The following is a 22,095-nucleotide window of genomic DNA, read 5'->3' on the forward strand; positions in this document are numbered from 1 at the left end:
TCATCTTTTCATTGGTCCAGCTACGAGTTACAAGCTAGATGGTCTTAATAAGACTCTAATAACACGTAATAACAGGAGGAAACTAAAATGACAAATTCCAATTTTCCAAAAGATTTTTTATGGGGTGGTGCACTGTCTGCCTGTCAGGCAGAGGGAGCTTATAATGTGGACGGCAAGAGTCTGACCATCCCAGAAGTGATGAAATTTAACGAGAAGAACGATCGCAAAGTGACCAAGCAGATCAGAGTGAATTGGGAGATGATTGAAGAGGCCAGGAATGACCCGGATACCGTGAAATATCCGAAGCGCCGGGGGATCGATTTTTATCATAACTTCCGTGAGGATATCGCTTTATTTGCCGAGATGGGATTCAAAGTCTTCCGTTATTCCATTTCATGGGCCAGAGTATTTCCAGGTGGCGACGAAGCCGCTCCAAACGAAAAGGCACTAGAGTTCTATGATCAGGTTATTGATGAATGTCTAAAACATGGTATGGAGCCCCTGATCACCATCAGTCACTTTGATACGCCAATTGTACTGATGGACAAGTTCGGAGGATGGTATAACCGCAAATTGATCGATCTGTATGTGAACTATTGTGATGTGTTGTTCAATCGCTACAAGGGAAAAGTGAAATATTGGGTGACGTTCAACGAGATCAACATGAGCGTGAAAGCATCGGCCAAAACGCTGGGAATCATTGATTATGATGCTCCGAATTATGAGGAAATGCTGTTCCAGGGGTTGCATCATCAATTTGTAGCTGCGTCCAGAGCAACCGAGATGGCCCATGAGATTGATCCGAATAACCAGATCGGAAGTATGGTGGCATATTTTACAACGTATCCATACACATGCAAGCCGGAGGATGCCCTTCAGATGCAACAGGATGATCAGATGAAAAATCAATTTTATCTCGATGTGCTCAATAAAGGCGAGTACCCTTACTATAGTAAAACGTATTTCAAAAACAAGGAGATCCAGTTGAACATCGAGGACGGCGATCTGGATAGCATTCGCGCACATACGGCTGACTTTGTGGGGATGTCGTATTACAACTCCATGATTTCCAGCAGTGATACGGAGCAGCTCGAACTAACGGCAGGTAATGTACACAGTGTATATAAAAACCCGCATCTGCCTGCAAACGAGTGGGGGTGGCAGATTGATCCGATTGGCCTGCGTTATACGCTTAATCTCGTCTATGATCGGTATCAGAAACCAGTCTTCATTCTGGAAAACAGCTCAGGTTTCTACGATAAGCTGAATGAGGACGGAACGATCAACGATCCATACCGGATTGATTTCCTGAGCAAACATATCGAACAGATGGGACTCGCCATTGCAGATGGGGTCGAAGTGTTGGGATACACGATGTGGGGGCCAATCGACATGATCAGTTCAGGTACTTCCGAAATGAGCAAACGGTACGGATTTATCTACGTCGATCAGGATGACTATGGCAATGGTACGCTGAAAAGATACCGTAAGGATTCGTTCTTCTGGTATCAGAATGTGATCCGTACCAACGGAGCAGAACTGTAACGCACCATGAACATTCTGGGTCGTATCAAAAAAATACCCGGCGGCTTGCTGATTGTTCCTATGCTGGCCGCCGCCGTCATCAACACGGTGTTTCCATCGTTTTTTCAGATCGGAGATCCAACAACAGCGCTGTTCACATCGAAAGGTACCATGGTGCTGATCGGCATGATTTTACTGATATCAGGAACACAGCTTAACTTGTCACAGCTTCTGGTGACTTTGAAGAGAGCTGGGGTGCTCTGTCTTTCACGTATCCTCATCAGCTGCCTGTTCGGATGGGCGTTTGTATACTTTTTTGGCATAAGTGGGGTCGGAGGAGTTTCTGCGGTAGCCTTCATTGCCGTTCTGACCAGTTGTAATCCGGGATTATATCTGGCCTTGATGAACACGTACGGAGATGATGTGGACCGTGCTGCGTTTGGCATTCTGAATCTGATCGCCGTACCGGTTATTCCGGTTATGATATTAAATTCGGCGAGTGGCGTCGGTATCGATTATCTCAGTGTACTTGCTACGCTAGTACCTTTCTTGATCGGGATACTGCTTGGTAACCTGGATAGCAACATCCAGAAGATGTTCGCTCCGGGAACACTGATTCTGCTGCCTTTCCTGGGTACAAGCTTTGGGTCCAATATTGATCTGCGTATTGCATTTCAATCCAGTCTATCCGGTCTGCTGGTCACGGTATTATTTTTGCTGATCTGCATGCTACCGCTCATTGGGATCGATCGTGCGATACTAAGACGGCCCGGTTACGCAGCGGCTGCGACATGTTCGGTTGCTGGATTGTCCATGGTGGTGCCTTCGATGGCTGCCGGGTTCAATCCGGCGTATGCGCCTTATGTGGACACAGCTATCGCTCAGATTGCCTTTGCTGTGATCCTGACGTCGGTGACCGTGCCTTATATCGTGAAACGTCTGGCTGGAGGAACAACGACGGAAGCTTCTGCATCAACAAATCACTAAAAAAAACAGCACGTGTTCTGTCAGGTCATGACGGATCACGTGCTGTTTTGCTTTATACATCTATATGATCTCCTGGGGGAGGAGGGGGATCGATCGGTTTATTTTACAGACCTAGCAATTGTTTAACACTTTCGGCTACAGCTTTGCTGGATTGCGGATTCTGTCCTGTGACCACGCGGCCATCTGTTGTGACATAAGAGGTGAAGGCAGCCGCTTTATCGTATTGTGCAGCACGTTCTCTCAAAGCATCTTCCAACAGGAATGGAACATACTCGGTTTGTTGAGCCAATGCTTCCTCTTCATTCGTGAAGCCGGAAACGGTTTTGTCGTTGATCAAAAGCAGGCCATTGGACAGCTTCACATTCAACAGGGCTGTAACCCCGTGGCACACGCCGGATACAACGCCGCCTTTTTCATAGATTTCACGAGAAAGCTCTTGAAGTTCGGCATTGTCCGGGAAATCCCACATCGTACCGTGACCGCCTGTGAAGTAGATCGCATCGTAGTCACGTGCATTCACTTCGCTAGGTCTCAGCGTATTTTTCAATTGGTTCATGAACGCTTCGTTCTCGAAATAGGCTTTGGTGCTCTCATCCAGAGAGTCGCCCAGGCTTTTCGGATCAAGAGGCACGTTACCACCATTAGGGCTAACCAGATCGATCTGAACATTGTCATTATGGTCAAACTCTTCAATAAAGTGAGTCGCTTCGCTCAGCCACAAGCCAGTAGGCTCGTCCTTCGTTGCGTATTGATCTACATTTGTTAGAACAACCAGTATCTTTTTCATATAAAAAACCTCCCGTAAAATATATAACATCAATTTATATTAAATAATACAAAATTAAATTGTGTAAAATATATTATTAAATATAACATAACCATTTTTCAAAGTAAAATCATGAACGTATCATCGATCTCCAATGTGACTTTCAAGCGTAGGAGTAAAGAACAATCTAGTCGTAGTAAATATGCCCGTAAGAATGCACTTTTACTTATAATGCCCTGTTTATTTTACTCATATTGTAAGCGGAGGTAGGCGTGTGTAAGGGATCTCGAAATTAATTCAAATTTGAAGTTAATTTGATTGAACAACTAGTACTTTTGATTTAGAATGACGGAAGATACCAACAAAAAAATGGTACATATTACATATGGACTCGGAGGAACAGTCATGAAACGTTCAGGTAAATTTTTCGCTTCATCCGTAGTTGCTGCTGTCGCTGCAGTATCTATCGTCTCTTCAGCTTCAGCGAGCACAGTTTCCGTCTCCAACATCTCTGGCGTAACACCTATCAACTTTAGCAGTATGGATATCGAAACAGCTTTGATGATGGTCCAACAAGAACGTACCAAATTACTGGATGCACAATTGCAAACGCAAATCCAGGAGGTGCAGAACCGTAATCAACAGATCGCGGATTTGAACGCTCAATTGCAGATAGCCCAGCAAAATGGGGATGAAGCAGCTGTTCAAAAGCTTAAAGGCCAAATTGATGCAGCGAGCAACTCCCAACAGATGGACATGCTTCGTCTGCAATCCATGTCCAACAAGCGCAATGAAGCGTTTGATGTTATGACGAACTTTATCAAAAAAATGCAGGATTCAAGATCATCCATCATCGGTAACATGCGCTAAGAACGGATGATTAACTGCAACAATACAAAAAGAGCGAAGCCGGGATTTACTTTCCGAAAATTCGCTCTTTTTGTGTTTCTTATTTATTTGATTTCTCTGAAATCTGATTTTTGGCCTGTACTGTAAATCTTCTATCAAGTTAGCCCGACCAGTCACGACGCCGAGTGAACAGGTCTTTCAGCTCATCCGTCGACAATTCGGTAATCCAGTTCTCGGAGCTTGTGATGATGTTATCGCTGAGCTGCTGTTTGCTCTCCAACATCTCGTCGATCCGCTCCTCCAATGTGCCAAGAGAGATGAACTTATGCACCTGAACATCCTTGGTCTGACCCATCCGATAAGCCCGGTCGGTGGCTTGATTCTCAACAGCCGGGTTCCACCAGCGGTCAAAATGGAAGACATGATTGGCTGCGGTCAGATTCAACCCGACACCGCCAGCCTTGATGGACAGAATAAAGACCGATGGTTGCTTATCCTCAGGCAATGTACGGGATTGGAATTCCTCAATCATACGATCCCTTGCTGTCTTGGATGTGCCCCCGTGCAGGTAAAGCACAGGCTCTTGCAACTCCTGACGCAGTACCTGTTGCAGCATCTGTCCCATACCGATATATTGGGTGAAAATAAGGCATCGCTCGCCCTCGTCTCGTAATTCCCGGACAAGCTCCATCAGTCGTTCCAGCTTTGCGGAGCGGCTGATCAGCATCGCCATATCCTGCGGGCTGTACACGTCATAAGCAGATGTCAGTGCACCGTCTTCGGGCAGTTCCTCCGGCAAAGCTTCTTTCGTTAACAGCAGAGGGTGGTCACACAATTGCTTAAGCTGAGTTAGAGCCGACAGAATTGCGCCTTTGCGCTTAATACCTTCCAGTTCTTTCATTTTATCCATCAGGGCCTGCACGGACTGGTCATACAATGCACTTTGTTCGCCCGTAAGGTGAATATAAGTCTTCATCTCGTTTTTGTCCGGCAGATCAAGCTGGATATTCGGATCTTTTTTCTTTCGGCGCAGCATGAACGGCTTCACGAGCTGTTGCAGATCCTGCATGCGCTGTTCATCTTTATCTTTTTCAATGGCACTGATGAAGCGAGTCTGGAATGCCCGGGCGTTGCCCAGATATCCTGGATTGATAAAGTCATAGATCGACCACAGCTCGGACAACCGATTCTCGATCGGCGTACCTGTCATGGCAATGCGGTGTTTCGCCGGGAAACTGCGGACAGCCAGCGACTGTTTGGTCTGGGCGTTTTTGATATTCTGCGCTTCATCGAGACAGATGCATGCCCAGGTATAGGTTTGTAACATCTCCTGATCCAGTGTAGCCGTAGCAAAGGACGTGATAATAATATCCACCTGCTCGGTCTGCTCCCGGAATTCTTCTCCACTTAATCGGCGTGCGCCATAATGCAGACTGACATTAATGGAGGGTGCGAAGCGGCTAATTTCCTTTTGCCAATTGCCCAGTACGGAAGTTGGGCAGATCAGAAGTACCGGGGCTTGTCCCGGCTTACGTGGTTCATGATCCTTGATGTGTAACAGATACGTGATGAACTGAATGGTTTTCCCGAGACCCATATCATCGGCAAGACATGCCCCAAGGCCAAATCTGCGCAAGAAACCAAGCCATGCAAAACCTTCCTTCTGATACGATCGCAGCTCGGCATGAAGCCCTGTAGGAATGGGCAGGGAAGGCGCACCGCCTTGTCCGCCCCCCAGTTGTGCAATGACCCGGTTCAGGTGTTCGTTAAGTTCAACTTCCAGCCGAATGTTCTCATTAGCCTGTGGTTGCTCTTCCTCTTCGGCTTGTTGTCCTTCCTTCCATTTCTGGTTGCGGTATTCCCGTTGCTCATTATGCAGCAGATGCAGGTGCAGAATATCCTGAAATGAGAGTCCCTGTTCCCGGTCTACACCGCCCATGGCACGACGTATCTGTTCCAGCAGGTCGGGGTCGAGAGGAACCCATTCTCCGCGGAAGCGAACCAGTCGTTCATTACGGGCAACAAGGTCGGCGAATTCATCTTCGCTAAGATCCGTGTCACCAATCGCAATTCGCCAGTCAAAATGAATAATCGAGTCCAGTCCGAAGAACGACTGTCCCCGCTCACTGCCTTCCTCCGGCTGCACCTTAGCACGCAGCTTTGGTTTCTTCTTACGGGCTGCTTCCCACCAACCAGGCAGCAGAACTTGCCAGCCCGCTGCGAGCAACCGCCCGCTATCCTGCGTCAGGAACTGCCAGGCTTCCTGATCTCCCAAAGGATCACTCAGCACATCCCGCCTGCCGCTAATGGAGCTTCCGAGACGCGGTAGATGTGCGCGAAGCTGATCCAACCATCCGGCGGAGCGATCCAGAATGAACGGTGTCCATACCTCTGGCCATTCGCCTTCAAGTCTGCCCCGTGAATCCAGCATAACGGGCACCAATACGGCGGCATCCAGCTTGTTCTGCAATACCAGTCGCAGCCGCCAAGATGGCTCATCCTCGTCTGGCTCCTGCAATTGCAGCATGGGTCTGAATGGGGCGGCATCTGCTTTCCAGCCAATGGATACGAGCCAGGACTGAGCGTCCATCCCTGCTGTCTTGGGTAGAGTGCCGCGCTCTGGGAACAACTGCGGGAATTCACGCCGCAGATCGGTTGCCGCTTCCTCCGAACTGTACCAGCGCTGGAACACAAAGGCGGAGTAGGCTGCCCCAAGTCCTTCGGCATAACTCTCGTCTGTCTGTTGAATCGCTTTGGTAAGCGATGCCCGATCCTGCTTTTTCAAGCTGTCCGGGTCCCACGTCCACTGAAGCTGTCCTGCACGGTAGGCTTCAAAGCTGGGCACGTATTTGCGCTTCTCGATAGATGCTGCGAATGCCGGAGCCAGTCGAATCAGATGTTCCGCTTGCTCGTCCCACTTCCATTCAATATGAAGCAGGGTATGCATCTCAGCAAAGAAGGGGATCACTTCTTCCGCAGGCAGAACAACCAGCTCAATCTCCTCAATCTGCCGAACTTCCAGTTCGGTACCGTAGAAGGAAGGCGCATGCCAGGCGAACAATCGCTGCTTAAGTGACTGTCCTGATACAAAGTGGTGTGTGTTGAGTGCTCCGTAAAACAATGCATCGCCATATCCGGTTAAAGCGACGTGAACCTCAATCGTTTCAGTGTAAGGATGAATTAAGCTCATGAGATCAGTTTACCTTTCCGAAGCTCTTCCTGCAGGGCGCGCAGCCGACTGTTACGAACGGCGAGTGTAGTGATGAATTGCTCCCAGTGCGCTTCTTGCTTCAACTTTTTATAGATTTTGGACAGACGTTTCAGCAGTTTCACCGCTGCTTTGTATCCGTCCCTGTTTTTGTGTCCGATATAACGCTCCACTGCCTGATGATAGAAGGGAAGCAGCAGCTCAGGTGCATCTTTTTCGATCGGTTGCAGCATCGCTACGCGGAATTCGAGAGGTTCTGTTCCCGTACTCAGCTGAAAATCAATCCATCTGCGCCACTGTCCACGCGAATGCATGGCATCCTCGTAGGCGGGACGGGAGTGGGGAAGCATACTGACAAGCGTGTCCCACATGCGGTTCTCTGCATCGGGCAGATGTTGAATGGCCGTATCCCATAGATGCATGTAATCATTCAAAGGGGTGTTACGCCGATTCGCCAGAAGGGGGCCAAGTTGTACCAACCAATCCCCAAGCCGCTTCCATTCAGCCGAATCTGCGAGTACATGGAGAAAATGCAACAGTTGTTCTGGCGGGAAACCGTAGGCCGAGCTTCCATGGATGAGTCGCTGCCATGCCTGATCATCCTGCCCCAGATGGAAGTGCATCCAGCTCTGCGCGAGTACGAGTGGTAAAGGCAGTGTCACTGCTTTGCTTGATCTTTCACTACTACTTCCATTACTCTGAGCACTACTCAAGACACTTCCACCTGACTGGGAAGGTGGCGAAGAGGCGGTTATATTGCGCTCTATATCATCTAAGATGGCCTGTTCCGACACTAACATGTCCCGCGACCCCTGAAGTTCAGGCACAATCCAGTTCAACCACAGTTGTCGATAGATCGGAGTGAAGAACATCATGCTGGCTGTCTCAGGCATCATCTGTTTACGTAAATAAGCTGAGGTTTCAGACAGTCTGTTCCAAAGTTGTTCAAGCTTGTTTCCCTTTAGACCTGACAGGTCTAGTGGATGGTTAAAGATCCGCTCAATGTCTTTCAGAAGTGCATCCACCGCGAGCTGGGCAGGGTAGCTCAAGTATACGGGGGTATGCGTGATGGAGTTACGAGCCGGAGGCACGCAGAATCGGATGAGGTGCAGCTGCACATGTAGTTCAAAAAGCTGGTCCATCGCAGCGTTCAGCCTTGGCTTAATGGCATACAGCTCGTCCGTTGCTTCCTGTACGTAGGATGTGCTTGCTGTGCCGGTACCCAGCCGTCTCAGACAGGAGTGGAATAACTCATGCCATTCCGAGATTTCGAGATCGGCAAGCTCTGTTGCACGCTCTTTGATCTGGCTGTATTGGTTGTCGGGAAAGTCCATATCCTGTTGTTCATCGGCATCTGTATAGCTGGATAGTCCTGCGGACATGGCCCCGACAGGTTTGGTCGTTTGTTTGAGCGCAGTACTGGAGTGCGCATTCACAATCGCATGCACAGGTCGCTCCAGTTGCTCGGCATAACTCATCAAGACAGCCGTCATATGTTTGCATACGGAACTCACCGGGCAGGTACAATGACTTGTAGTAAGGGATTGCATGCTCAATGTTACTTCGTACTCTTCCGATCCTTGTACAACGGCCGAAATCCCTTGTTGTTCTGAATAGGTTAATGGTCCGACACGTTTTTGTTTATAATATTGGAATCCGCGCATGATCGTCAGGTTGTTAAAATGCTCTGCAACTTCCCGAATTAATTGTTGCCACTGCGCATCATCCATCCTCATGTTATTTGGTATGTTCATCATTCCATCTCCTGGGGTAAACATAGGTTCAGTAATCGCCATGTCTATGACGTGATGTTGTAAATTTGTTGTATCCATCATATCAGTTATGAGCCAATCCGTGCATGGGTTATGAAGAATTTGAAGTTATTTTAGACCAACTGGAATCAGGATGAACACGTCGGTTCTGCTGGAGGCCGACATGCAAGAATGCACCATATTGTGTATGCTTATGGTATGTATTCCTATCAGGAACGATGCAGGCCGGGGAAACGGCCATATTACACACAACAGGAGAGAGCATATGAAAATACTTACGTTAAACACACACGCTTGGGCGGAAGAGGATCAACTGAACAAGATCAGTCAACTGGCTGATTTTATTAATACACATCAATTTGATGTGATCTCCATGCAGGAGGTCAACCAATCCATGCAGGAAGCGGCGCTTTCTGGAGAAGAACTGAAGATGTATTATGCTACTGAATCCGATGCTGTGATTAAAAAAGACAACTATGCCTACGTTCTGCTTCAGCAGCTGACAGAGCAATATCACTGGACGTGGATTCCCACGCATGTCGGGTTCCAAAAATACGATGAAGGACTGGCGATCCTTAGCCGGACGCCGATTACACAGGCTTTTGGGGAATACGTGTCCCACATGCGGGATTATAACAATTACCGTACACGCAAGATTGTGGGAATCCAGACGGTCGTCCAAGGTGAAGCAACCTGGTTTGTGAACGGACATTATAACTGGTGGGATGATGCGCAGGAGCCTTTCAAGGGACAGTGGGAGTTGACGGAGAGCAAGCTTGCCCCCTACATGGATCAGCCGTTATATATAATGGGTGATTTTAATAATGTCGCGGAAGTGCGTGATGAAGGTTACGATTATATGATGAGCAAAGGATGGAATGACCTGTACACCACAGCATTGCAAAAGGATGAAGGAGCAACCGTGGTGAAGGCCATTGCCGGCTGGGCAGATAACAAACGCGATCTGCGGATCGACTATATTTTCTCCAATCGTCCGATTCAGGCTAAATCTTCTACCGTGGTCTTGAACGGTAAAAACGGGCCGGTCGTGTCTGACCATTTTGGCGTAGCTGTAGAGATATAACAGCCATTTGACTATAAATAGGATATCACTGCAAATACGAAACAAAGCCTCCGCTGACTTCCTGCAAAGGGAAGTGGCCGGAGGCTTTTCACATTCTAAATCATTTGCTATGTACATTTCATATCTTTTGTTCTTTCTGTTGTGGAACTGCATTGTTATTCGAGCGCCAGCATCTGATGTACGAACTTTTTCAGATTCGCGCTTGTCTTACTAAGCTGTTCGATACTTTCCATGAATTCGGTAACAAGCTTGGCCTGATCCACTGTTGCGGTTGTAATCTGACCGATCTCCTGCTCCATATGTTTCATGGAATCTTGTACACTACCGAGGGATGTTTCGATATCAGCTGCTGCTTGTTTCGTGTGATCCGACAGCTTGCGTACTTCACTGGCAACTACACCGAAGCCGGCTCCCTGATCGCCCACACGAGCTGCCTCGATCATGGCGTTGAGTCCAAGCAGATTGGTTTGTTCCGATACTTCACGAATGACGTTTGTTACTTTAGACACACTGACGGAGTTCTCTGAAGCTTTTTTGGAGTTGCGTAGAATCTCTTCCGATGTCGCGGAGAGTTCTTCGGAATGTGCCGCAATCTGCTGAATGCCGCCGACGAGCGCATTAATGGTCGTTTCATTTTCACGGATCAGCGTTTCCAGTGTCATGTGACTGTCCAGTGCGTAGTTCACACCCAATATACCCACGACCTGATCGTTTTCCTTAATGGGAATAAGGATGGAGTCGAAGGGTCTGCCTTGCAGATCACCAGGCATACGTGCCACGGTACGCGTATCCTTGTTGGTGAGCATTTTGAAATTTTTATAATCGTCATGCAGCTCATCTCCAACCTTTACGCCAATCTCCAGACTTTTTGCTTCGGAAAAATACAATACTTTCTCATGATCATTAATGGATATGGATATGTCGTCACGGAACATTTGGCTAACAAAAGGCATAGCATTTACCAGAGATTCAAGAGTATTCAATGTGCATCTTTCCTTCCCTATACAAAAAGTGGAATTTTTCAATCTAGTATTTATATCGGTAACGTTTTCTCGTTTTTAAACCATTGTTTAAATTTAAGTTAACCTAGAGAGAAAAGGCGACTAAATCCAATATAATTGTAAGCGTAATCAAAAATCTGTAGCCACCACCGAACATGTCAGTTATACTGGGATTATTATTCGGCTATTCAGAAGATAACCAAGGGACATACCTACTTCCCGGTAAGGGGATTACCCACCTAGGTTAAGCGCTATACTTTATTACTGCATATTAGTTTGGTGCTCCAGTGTGGATGGTATGAATGCAATGATATAAGACTTTATTTCAACGGGAGAAGGATGTGTGCCATCGATGACGACCTATTTCAGTGAACCGCAGAGCATGTATTACCGATTTGGAGAAGATCAGGATCAGGTGTTGAAGGTACTGGCCGAGAGGTATATTGGAGCCAATGCACAGGCTGATTTTGTATATCGGGTATTCCAGAAGTCTGGTATTTTGCAAAATGAAAAAGGGCTTTATGATCTGAATTTAGGTAAACGCTTTCCTGATGCACCTAAAGACCATATATCCTACGCAGCTGCACTGGTTTGGGGTGACGAGGACCGAAACCTGGATGTGCTGGTCCGTTGTTATGGCCCTGTTCGTTTCTATTTCAATGAGCAGTTGGTCTATCGGTCTACCGTAATGGATGAGATTAGTCCTGATGCAACGGTGAAGCTCAGCATTGACATCAAGCCCGGTTGGAACACCATTTGGCTGGAAATGAAAAATACTCCTGCCGGATTTGGCTGCCAGTTCGGATCAGATGAAGGTAAAGTGCGAATTTTGAATGTATTTGCTCCATTTCAGGAGAGACAGGGGCAAGCGGGGTGGGTATTCTCCCAACCGAACCCAGCCGCGAGTAAGCAACCAGACCTGCTTGGAACAGAAGCAGATTACAGCTTAAACTGGCTGCCTGAGACAGGCTGGTCTGATGAAGATAAAACCAAGCCAGCTTTCGAACGAATATACGGAAATCTTCCTGGAAAACATGCTTATGCTTGGACCCATCTGAACAATAAAGATTCAACCGGGAATGCGGTGCGATTGTCAGGTCAAACTTCCGGTTCTCTGAGTATTTGGATTAGCGGTAAGCCTGTGGCGCAAGTGAAGGAGCCGGGTTCGTTCGAAGTGGATGTACCAGTCCCATTTGGACGGAGTGACCTGCTTGTCCGAAGTGAATATAATGATACGGCGGGACCTTGGCATTTTAATTTGAACGCATCTGTTTCGGGTAAGCCACTTTCACTGGAACTTCCTCAGCGTGTACACGGTGCTTCCGGAGAGTCTTGGTTATATGTTGGCCCTTTTGAGTCGGAGGTTGAACCGGATTTGCAGGATCTGACTCGAACGGACCGAGTGTATCAAACGGGGCAAGGACAGACATATTGGCGCTTAGATCGACCGGATGCTTGGATCAGACCTTATTATGAAAATGCCATGTTAAGCAACAAATGGACAGTGGGCAGTGTGACCAATTATGGCCGCTGGGATTATCCATTGGGTGTCACTGTATATGGTCTATTACGGACGGGGCGTTATTTGCAGAGACCAGACATTACACGTTATGCGGCTGAGCATGTGCAGGCATGTACCCAGATGTATGAGTACTCATTATGGGATCGGGAGCAGTATGGTTTCCCGGCAGTCAATCAACAACTGGTCATGCTAAAAATGCTGGATAACTGCGGTTCTTTTGGTTCAGCTATGCTGGAGGCGTACTCTGAGTGCCATGAACCAACGTTTCTTCCAATTGCTGAGCGGATTGCGGATTTCATGCTTTCCCGTCTGGAACGACAGGAGGATGGTGCGTTTTATCGCACATGTGTAGGGGAGTATGCCGAGAATACCATGTGGGCAGATGATCTTTATATGAGCACACCGTTTCTCGTTCGTTATGCACGAGTGACAGGCAACTCAACCGCATTGGATGAAGCCGCCAGACAATTTTCACTGTATCGGAAGTATCTGTTTATGCCTGAGTTCAAGATCATGTCCCATGTGTATGATTTCAAATACGGACAGGCAACGCAGATTCCATGGGGACGGGGGAATGGCTGGACACTGTTTTCCTTGACGGAGGTACTGGAAGCTTTGCCAGCAGAGCATCCCGAGCGCCCTGCTCTAATTAATTTCTTCAACGAGCTTTGTGAAGGGTACGCAGCGCTTCAAGGGGAAAGCGGGTTGTGGCATCAGGTGTTGAATGTTCCGCAGACGTATGAAGAAGCCTCCTGCACGGCGATGTTTGCCTATGGTTTTGCGAGAGGTGTACGCTTTGGCTGGTTCAAAGACCCTGAAGTTTACGTCACAGCTGCCGAGCGGGCTTGGAAGGGACTCATCTGCAAAGCCATTGACCGTCAAGGGAATGTGCATGGCGTGTGTAGCGGATCACGATATGCGTTTACGGCAGAGTATTATGATCAGGACTTGCGTACCGTCACCAATGACAATCACGGAATAGGCATTATGATGCTGGCAGGAACTGAGGTAGCCAAAATGAAGAAACATCTGGCTGAGCACAGGGTATCTTCACCTGCCGTCTCACATTCCTGACAGACCATATCTATACGGAATACAACGGGGGTGGGTGGTGACAGCTCATCGCCACGCAATGAGTCTGATTGATGTAAAAGAGATATGAGGTCTGATTTTCATACATTGTTCCTATACAACAAGTTGTCTTCTGCTCCACGTAATACGGTTGTATACCCGTAATCATATCTGAGACGGGAACATCACCGCCGGGAATGGTATTCCCGGTGGTTTTTGATTCCTTCAACTCCTTACTTTTTTGACAGGAAAGCTTACTTTTGTTTATGTCATGTGCAGCAATGGACCGATACAATAGATTTTGTAAGCGATTCCATAGATGCAAGAAGGGGAGGAAATTCATTTATGATGATTACAAAAAAGTGGGTAACCCTGTTCTGCCTGTCCCTGTTATTGTTCGCTACAGCCTGTTCTGGAGGGGCCACCGATACACCATCTTCTTCTGGAGAAGCAAGTGGAAGTGAAGGAGATTCATCAGGCAAGATTGAACTGCGCATGACTTGGTGGGGATCACAGACTAGACATGATTTGACGACCAAAGTCATTCAATTATTTGAAGAGAAACATCCGGGAATCACCATTAAACCTGAATACTCCGGTTGGGATGGTTATTTTGACAAATTGACTACACAGGTAGCCGGTTCGAATGCACCAGATATCATCCAGATGGATTACGCATTTCTGACTGACTTTGCCCGGCGTGGGGCCTTGCTTGACCTGACCCCGTTTGCAGAGAGCAAAGAGCTGCGGACAGAGGACCATGATCAGAGCATGATTACAGCCGGATCAATTGACGATAAATTATATGCAATTACCCTCGGAGTAAACGCACCAGGTGTCATATATGACGCAACTGTATTTCAGGAATTAGGTATTGAAGAACCGCAAGAGAGCTGGACATGGAAGGATTTTGGGGATATTGCAACCAAGATTGCCGCAGCCAAAGGTGAGGGGTTCTATGGATCTGCAGACATTTCCGGTACAACGAACATGTTTGAAGTGTTTATCCGACAATCCGGGAAAGGATTGTTCGACGGTGGCACAATGACCGCTACCAGCGAGGAGCTTCAGCAATGGTTCGATATGTGGGGCGCACTACGCGAGAATGGTGGAGTGACCACAGCGGAGATAACGGCATCCACAACCAATGCGCTGGAGACACGCCCAATCTCGCTGGGTACAGCTGCCATGGATTTTGCCTGGTCCAATCAATTGCTGACATTCCAGCAGGTGAACAAAAACCAGGATCATAAGCTTGGCATACAAGTACTCCCGCATGGTGTTAACGAGCAGCAAATTGGCGAATACCTGAAACCAGGCCAGTTCCTCTCCGGTTATGGCAAAACCAAACATCCAAAGGAAGTTGCCATGTTCATTGATTTCATGGTCAATGATCCGGAAGCAACCGCTATCCTTGGTTCTGAACGTGGTGTGCCGGTTAACTCCAGCATTCGTGAGCAGATGCAGCCAACGCTGCCGGAAGCGGAGCAAATCATTTTCCAATTTATCGATACCGTATCGAAGCACTCCAGTGAGATTGATCCACCGTACCCGCAAGGATTTGCTGAAGTGGACACAAGTTTCAAGAGCGCAAGCGAGCAGATCGCCTTCGGTCAAGGCAATACGCCAGATGTCATTGCTCAGTTTATTGAAGGAGCTAAGGCTACGCTTGGATCGAGTCAATAACGATTGAAACTGTCTCAGACTTCTAATTCTGCGGGGAGGTTGCGAAGATGAACACATCACAAGTCAGTCAAGCCCGAATCGAGCGTATAGCTACCCGGCGGGTCAAACGGAGATATGCGCATAATGGAGCCGCGCTTCTGTTCCTTGCCCCATGGCTTGTCGGATTGTTATTTCTAACCTTGGGTCCAATGTTGGTATCGTTATACATCTCGTTCACCGATTACAGTATCCTGGCCGCCCCTTCTTGGGTCGGTCTGGATAACTACACAACGATGTTTACATCGGATAAACTGTTCACCCAGTCGCTCAAAGTCACCTTCACGTATGTCGCTGTATCGGTACCGGTCAAGTTGATCTTTGCGTTGCTGGTAGCCATGTTGCTCAACAAAGGGATTCGAGGATTAGGTATTTATCGGACAGTGTATTACATCCCAACATTGCTTGGAGGTAGCGTGGCGATTGCAATGTTGTGGCGTAAAATGCTGGGTGGGGACGGGCTACTCAATAGTGTGCTTGCCATGGTGGGCATTAAGGCGCCCGATTGGGTGGCTAATCCGAAGTATGCCCTGTACTCCATCGTCCTGTTATCCGTATGGCAGTTTGGATCATCCATGATTATTTTCCTGGCAGGTTTGAAGCAGATTCCACCTGAATATGATGAAGCCTCAGCGGTAGATGGTGCAGGTCCTCTGCGGAGATTCTTCTATATAACGTTGCCGATTCTGTCACCCGTTATCTTCTTCAATCTCGTCATGCAACTGATTACGTCTTTTCAATCATTCACACAGGCTTTTGTTATCAGTAATGGTAGCGGAGGACCAGTGAACTCAACCTTAATGTACTCTCTGTATCTGTACAAAAAAGGATTCTCATTCTTTCAGATGGGTTATGCTTCCGCGATGGCCTGGGTGCTGGTTATCCTGATTGGCGTATTTACATTGCTCGTATTCCGCAGCAGCAAGCTGTGGGTGCACTATGAGGATGGTGGGAAATCATGATTGGACAACGGAACTCTACAGCATGGGTCGTCAGCAAACATGTGTTAATCTCAGGCATCGCCTTTGTCATGCTCTACCCGATCCTCTGGATGCTGGGCAGTTCATTCAAACCGGGACATATGATCTTTACGGAGACCTGGTTTTGGCCACAAGAATGGAATTGGCAAAATTATATGAATGGCTGGTCGGGTATTCAGGGCAATCCGTTCTCCCGCTTCCTGACCAACTCTGTCATCCTGTCGCTTGGTGCCGTGCTGGGCAATGTCATTTCCTGCTCAATGGCGGCATATGCCTTCGCCCGACTGAATTTTCGTTTCAAAGCCATCTGCTTTGGCCTGATGCTCATGACAATCATGCTGCCCCATCATGTGACGCTGATCCCGCAGTATATCCTTTTCAACCACCTGGAGTGGGTGAATACGTATCTGCCACTTGTCGTGCCAAAATGGTTGGCGACCGACGCCTTCTTCATTTTCCTCATGGTACAGTTCTTCCGGGGATTGCCCAAAGAGCTGGATGAAGCGGCAACTATTGATGGATGCGGTCCTGTGAAAATATACACCAAAATCATCATTCCACTGGCTTTCCCAGCATTGGTGACCACGATGATCTTTACGTTCTTGTGGACATGGGATGACTTCTTCAGTCAGTTGATCTACTTGAGTGATGTGAGCAAATACACCGTGCCGCTGGGTCTGCGTTTGTTCCTTGATTCCAGTTCTCAATCTGATTGGGGTCCGATGTTTGCCATGTCGGTGTTATCGCTGGTGCCATGTTTTATCGTATTTATCGTGTGTCAAAAGTACTTCGTGGAAGGAATCGCGACCTCTGGGCTCAAAGGGTAATTCCAAGACGAAACGAGTTGATTTTTCCATGGGGAAAGGAAGATGGTCTTCATTCATTAATCAAAAGCTGCAACAAAGCAAGCTCTCCACGTTGATGGTGACTTGCTTTATTGCGTTTAACCTGTTGCTTGTCTCGGTTGTTGTCTGGCTGGCATATCAGTCTTTCTCTGCGGTCACATTTGCCGAGATTAGCAAAGCACGTCTGGCTCTTCTGAACGAAAGTACACGTCGGGGATTTGATTTCATCACAGGGGTAACAGGAACCGCCTACGGTTTGGCAAGCAATCGGGAACTGTCCAATCTGCTCGAAAAGGCCGATACAGGCAGGCTTTCACAGATTCACCAGCGGAGAGAGGTCTCTCGAATCCTGGATCATACCATGGTTGTGAGTGAAGGCATCACCTCCATTGAATTGTATACGGATGTCTTTAATGAAGTGACAGTCACTATGGCTGATCGCATATTTCCGGTGGACACCATCACACACGACTCTTGGTTTGCTACGCTGGAAAAGGCTGATGCAGCTTGGGTTCCGTTGCGTGAGAACGAATCGGGCCAATCCCTGGTCGGATACGCTCAGCGGATTTTTGATAGTCGGGGCGGAACGGTTGCCTATGTGCTCATTCGACTGAGCAGAGCGGACATCGTACGCAGGTTTGCTGATGTACCCATGGTGCTTGATGGAAAAGTGTTGTTGGTCGATACGGCTGGTAATGTCGTAATGCAGATGGGGAGAGTTGATCCAACAGGGGAGAATGGACGAGCGGATAGAAGAAATGAAGCGAGTACAATTCAAGAAACGGTTGAAGCTTTAAATTCATCTTCTTCTATTATAGATAGTGCATGGATTCAGGAACATGTCCAACCAGGTGCAGACGGATACGAAGTAGTTTCCGGACAACCCGGAGGTGCACAATTGGTGCTGTACTCCAGGCCAGCCATGCTTCAGTGGCGCCTCGTACAGACTATTCCGGTATATACACTGTTATCTCCGCTTAGACAAGCGGGCTGGCAGATCCTCGGCATCGCGGTGCTGGGACTATTATGCTCAGCTGTGCTTGCGTACCTGTTTGTAAGGCAGATCATCCGCCCACTGCGACAATTGATCAAGCGAATGAGACAACTGGAGAAAGGGGACTTCGATACCCGGGTACAGCTTTCGTTTACGGAGGAATATGCCCACTTGGCTTATGGCTTTAATCACATGGCTTCACAGCTCACAACGCTGATGGAACAGGTGAAGGAGGAGAGCCGGGCCAAGCGTGAAGCCCAGACGGGCTTGCTTGAGGCCCAGATCAAACCCCATTTTCTATACAACACCCTCGACATGATCCACTGGCGTGCACTCGATTACGAAGCCAAGGATATCAGTCGCATGATTGTGCAGCTCAGTAAGCTGTTACGGATCGGACTGAGTGGAGGGAGATTGTTTATTCGGGTTCGAGATGAGTTGGAGCATGCCCGTTGCTACGTGAACATACAGGCAGAGCGGCTGCCGTTCTCCATTCAATATCAGGAGCAGATCGATCCGCGTATTCGCGGTTGTTATATTCCCAAAATCATTTTGCAGCCCTTTATCGAAAATGCCGTTATGCACGGGCACCCTGAAGAAGGCACACTTCGAATTCAGGTACATATGCACGAAGTGGAAGGCCCGCAGGAGGATATCGTCATTCGTATCACGGACAATGGGCGGGGGTTGCCGGAGGGGTGGAAACTCGAAGAGACGTGTGGCATCGGTGTACGGAATGTACATCAGCGCATTCAGTTATATTGCGGGAAGAGGTATGGCGTTCAACTGGGCGATAGAGAGTCAGGTGGCGTGGAAGTGACCATTACGCTGCCGCGTATTGAGACCGACGAGCAATTAAATCTATGGCTGGACGGTGAAAAGTGATGAAGACCATTATGCTTGTTGATGACGATCCTCATATTGTAAAGGCATTAACAGATCATATCGATTGGCCTTCTCTGGGCCTCAGCATTGCAGGCACTGCATCCAATGGCTTGCATGCACTGGAGCTGTTTCACAGCATGCATCCAGATGTCGTTATGACTGACGTCTATCTACCGGGGATGACCGGGCTTGAGATCACACAGACGTTGCGACGTGACCATCCCCACCTGCCGATCATCATTCTTAGTGGATATGACGAATTCGAGAACGCCCGGGCAGCCATGCGCTGGGGGGTGAATCACTTTTTGCTGAAGCCGGCAGAGGTTGAGGAGATTGAGTCTGTGCTGCGGGAGGTGCTACTGGAACAAGATGTGCGAGAGCGGCATGAGCGACTGGAGCAGACGTACAAGCAGGAGGTCGGACGGGTACTTCCGTATTTGCGCAAACAATTTCTTCACGAACTGTTGACTACGCGATATCGGGCAGACGAGCTGCCTAAAGAACGCATGGACTATATAGGCATTCATATGTCCTCACAGACACGCGCAATTAGTCTGCAACTGAATCGCCCCGTATTTTTGACACGAATGAAAGAACGGGATTGGCAGCTTCTTCGCTATGGGGCGGCCGATATTATTCAGGAGACGGTGAAGGAGCAAGCGGCGCGCATGAATGGTCAGGTAGAGATTGTTGATTATTCGGATCAGGTATTTGTGTTGCTTCTATTAGGAGATAAAGATCATCTGGAGGAATGTCTGCCACTTGTGGAGCGGATGATCGATCAGATCTTTACGTATCTGAAAATTGAAGTGAGTGCTGGAATCGGGAGATCCAAGAGTCACCCCTGTGAGGTGATAGATTCTTATCTCGAGAGCAGGGAAGCGGTGGAAACAGCAGAGTTTCAAGGTGGAAGTCGTATCTACCACTATGAAGCGTCCGAGGATACAGAACCAAGTGTGACCGATTATTCAGTATTGCTTCGTCAATGGAATGAGGCTTGGGCGGATATTAGACCTGATCTGGCGGAAGAGGTATGGCATCATATTTGCCTTTTGCTGAAAGAGGGCAACTGTGTTGGCATACAGGATGTACAGGTGGTGGCCGTCAGTCTGTTTGACACGTTGATTCATAGCTGGAACCGACTTCACCCGATGTTACCCCCGCCGCTGACGATGAGTGATTTTTTGCGTGAAATTCAATCGAAATATGCGTTGCATGATCTGGTAAGCTGGATGGATCGTATTATCTGCAACTGGCTGGAACAGATCCGCAAGGAGATGGGCGAGAAGAAAAGCAATAAACTTATCGAGCAGGTGAAACAGTATGTGGAGCTGCATTATGCCGAAGAGATTAGTTTTGAAGCGATAGCCAAGGGATTATTTGTACATCCGAAGTATCTGAGTCAACTGTTCAAAAGAGTGACCGGTGAGAATTTTGTGAGTTATTTGAACGGGTACCGAATTCAGAGAGCGTTGGAACTGTTGCAGTCGGGACATTACATGGTATATGAGGTGAGCGAGATGACCGGGTTCCGTAATGCGACGTATTTCAGCCAGGTGTTCAAAATGCTGACGGGCAAGAGTCCGTCTGAGGTGGGGTAGAGTGATACAGTTAAAGTATTTTAAATAAAGTGGAAGAGGCGGAATGGTTCTTATGATTATCAATCAGCAGGAATATAACATTAAAGGCTTGTCTTACTTCATTAGATTGGCAGAGGAAAAAGATGCTGAGGCCCTGTCTTCACTTCGTGTACAAATGGACGGGGAAACCGAGAACATGGATCGTGAAGAGGGCGAGGCTTATATCGACGCAGCCGGGTTTAGGCGGATCATCCATTTGGACACTGAGAAATCACGGAATCTGTTCCTTGTTGCTGTAGAGGCGGGAGAGATTGTGGGGTACTCCCGATGTGAAGGCAGAGAGTTGAAGCGCTTTTGCCATAAGGTTGAGTTCGGCGTGTGTGTAACCAGACAGTTCTGGGGACATGGAATTGGCAAGAACTTGCTGGAGAAGTCGATAGAATGGGCAGACCAGACTGGTGTAGAGAAGATGACGTTGAACGTGCTGGCATCCAACGATAAGGCAATCGAGCTATATCAAAAGTGCGGCTTTGGGATCGAAGGCATTTTGAAAAAGGATCGGCGACACGCGGATGGACAGTATCATGACACGATAGTGATGGGCAGATTTAAAGACTAATAGTATAAAAAGTGAAAAGCACAATCTATATAAAGCCCACAGGCTATGGAGTTCATTTATTAGATTTGATACCGACAGAATAGATAGCAGCGTTATTGAGTAGAGGTATTATGTTTCTTATTTTATAGAACGAATGTAATGATGTTGAATGGGTCTGTTCACAACCTATATTGAGACAGGTTAGACTGGTGAGTGTATATAGGATATAGTAAGAGGATATTGCCATTGGAAAAAGAGATTATGAAGAGATTGAATCAAATATATAGTTAGTTTGCTGATGGGATATTTTACAAGTAGTAATTGTATTGTGTATATGATATATTCTATTTCCGGCCAAAAAAACACGAGAAACAAAGTGCCGCAGGCAAAACAAATAAGCTTCGAAAGAAACTTAAAAAAAGAGCTTGCTAAGTTGGATCGGAAGTGTTATGATATAAAAGTTGCTGAGGAGAACAACGCTCGGTAACAAAACAAGTTTGATCTTTGAAAACTGAACAACGAGTGAGTAAACATTCTGCTTGCAGAATGAACGCGAAAGTTCGAGATAAGCCTTGGCTTGAATCGGCTGGAGCACAAATGAGATTTTTAATCTCGTCAGATTCAAAATGAGCTTATCGCTCTTTTCAATACTTTATTGGAGAGTTTGATCCTGGCTCAGGACGAACGCTGGCGGCATGCCTAATACA

15 protein-coding genes are annotated in these 22,095 nt (G+C 47.7%); 11 read left to right on the forward strand and 4 right to left on the reverse strand.

The features are described 5' to 3' along the window. The first annotated feature begins 87 nt into the window (after positions 1-87). Both BLS69_RS29260 and BLS69_RS29265 read left to right on the forward strand, forming a co-directional pair. Positions 88-1,545, forward strand: a complete 1,458-nt coding sequence (locus BLS69_RS29260; protein WP_091038730.1) for a glycoside hydrolase family 1 protein — start codon at positions 88-90, stop codon at positions 1,543-1,545. A gap of 6 nt (positions 1,546-1,551) precedes the next feature. Continuing rightward, entirely contained in the window at positions 1,552-2,511 is a 960-nt protein-coding gene (locus BLS69_RS29265; protein WP_091038731.1) for a 2-keto-3-deoxygluconate permease, read from the forward strand. A 103-nt stretch (positions 2,512-2,614) separates the two neighbouring features. Here the strand turns inward: BLS69_RS29265 and BLS69_RS29270 are convergent, their stop codons facing one another. After that, complete coding sequence (locus BLS69_RS29270) at positions 2,615-3,298, reverse strand: type 1 glutamine amidotransferase domain-containing protein (protein WP_091038733.1); 684 nt, start codon at positions 3,296-3,298, stop codon at positions 2,615-2,617. Between the two features lie 384 nt (positions 3,299-3,682). On the opposite strand from BLS69_RS29270, the gene BLS69_RS29275 reads away from it, so the two are divergent. Beyond that, positions 3,683-4,147 carry a hypothetical protein gene (locus BLS69_RS29275; RefSeq protein ID WP_091038735.1) on the forward strand — a complete coding sequence of 155 codons (465 nt, stop codon included), beginning with the start codon at positions 3,683-3,685 and terminating at the stop codon, positions 4,145-4,147. A gap of 139 nt (positions 4,148-4,286) precedes the next feature. Here BLS69_RS29275 and BLS69_RS29280 read toward each other — a convergent pair whose 3' ends face one another. Next, positions 4,287-7,307 (reverse strand): DEAD/DEAH box helicase, encoded by a 3,021-nt coding sequence (locus BLS69_RS29280; RefSeq protein ID WP_091038765.1) that lies wholly within the window; start codon positions 7,305-7,307, stop codon positions 4,287-4,289. A 5-nt stretch (positions 7,308-7,312) separates the two neighbouring features. Further along, a complete protein-coding gene (locus tag BLS69_RS29285; RefSeq protein ID WP_143023640.1) occupies positions 7,313-9,091 on the reverse strand; it encodes an SWIM zinc finger family protein in 1,779 nt (592 codons plus the stop codon). A 280-nt stretch (positions 9,092-9,371) separates the two neighbouring features. Here BLS69_RS29285 and BLS69_RS29290 point away from each other — a divergent pair, with 280 nt between their 5' ends. After that, the gene (locus BLS69_RS29290) at positions 9,372-10,190 is read left to right on the forward strand and encodes an endonuclease/exonuclease/phosphatase family protein (protein ID WP_091038738.1); all 819 of its coding nucleotides are present in this window, start codon (positions 9,372-9,374) and stop codon (positions 10,188-10,190) included. A gap of 155 nt (positions 10,191-10,345) precedes the next feature. Here the strand turns inward: BLS69_RS29290 and BLS69_RS29295 are convergent, their stop codons facing one another. Further along, on the reverse strand, positions 10,346-11,173 hold the full coding sequence (locus tag BLS69_RS29295; protein ID WP_091038740.1) for a methyl-accepting chemotaxis protein: 828 nt from the start codon (positions 11,171-11,173) through the stop codon (positions 10,346-10,348). A 370-nt stretch (positions 11,174-11,543) separates the two neighbouring features. On the opposite strand from BLS69_RS29295, the gene BLS69_RS29300 reads away from it, so the two are divergent. From BLS69_RS29300 to BLS69_RS29330, 7 genes are all read left to right on the forward strand, one after another. Then, entirely contained in the window at positions 11,544-13,787 is a 2,244-nt protein-coding gene (locus BLS69_RS29300) for a glycoside hydrolase family 88/105 protein (RefSeq protein WP_091038742.1), read from the forward strand. A 342-nt stretch (positions 13,788-14,129) separates the two neighbouring features. Further along, the gene (locus tag BLS69_RS29305) at positions 14,130-15,470 is read left to right on the forward strand and encodes an ABC transporter substrate-binding protein (protein WP_091038743.1); all 1,341 of its coding nucleotides are present in this window, start codon (positions 14,130-14,132) and stop codon (positions 15,468-15,470) included. Between the two features lie 47 nt (positions 15,471-15,517). After that, entirely contained in the window at positions 15,518-16,468 is a 951-nt protein-coding gene (locus tag BLS69_RS29310) for a carbohydrate ABC transporter permease (RefSeq protein ID WP_256332449.1), read from the forward strand. Next, positions 16,465-17,313 carry a carbohydrate ABC transporter permease gene (locus BLS69_RS29315; protein WP_036616400.1) on the forward strand — a complete coding sequence of 283 codons (849 nt, stop codon included), beginning with the start codon at positions 16,465-16,467 and terminating at the stop codon, positions 17,311-17,313. The genes BLS69_RS29310 and BLS69_RS29315 overlap by 4 nt, the downstream gene beginning before the upstream one ends. A 28-nt stretch (positions 17,314-17,341) precedes the next feature. After that, a complete protein-coding gene (locus BLS69_RS29320; protein WP_091038745.1) occupies positions 17,342-19,210 on the forward strand; it encodes a sensor histidine kinase in 1,869 nt (622 codons plus the stop codon). Next, positions 19,210-20,811 (forward strand): response regulator, encoded by a 1,602-nt coding sequence (locus BLS69_RS29325; protein ID WP_091038746.1) that lies wholly within the window; start codon positions 19,210-19,212, stop codon positions 20,809-20,811. Before BLS69_RS29320 ends, BLS69_RS29325 begins: the two co-directional genes overlap by 1 nt. 52 nt (positions 20,812-20,863) lie before the next feature. Then, entirely contained in the window at positions 20,864-21,409 is a 546-nt protein-coding gene (locus BLS69_RS29330; protein WP_091038769.1) for a GNAT family N-acetyltransferase, read from the forward strand. The last annotated feature ends 686 nt before the right edge of the window (positions 21,410-22,095 follow it).

The sequence above is a fragment of the Paenibacillus sp. CF095 genome, from assembly GCF_900101225.1.
Taxonomy (GTDB): Bacteria; Bacillota; Bacilli; order Paenibacillales; family Paenibacillaceae; genus Paenibacillus.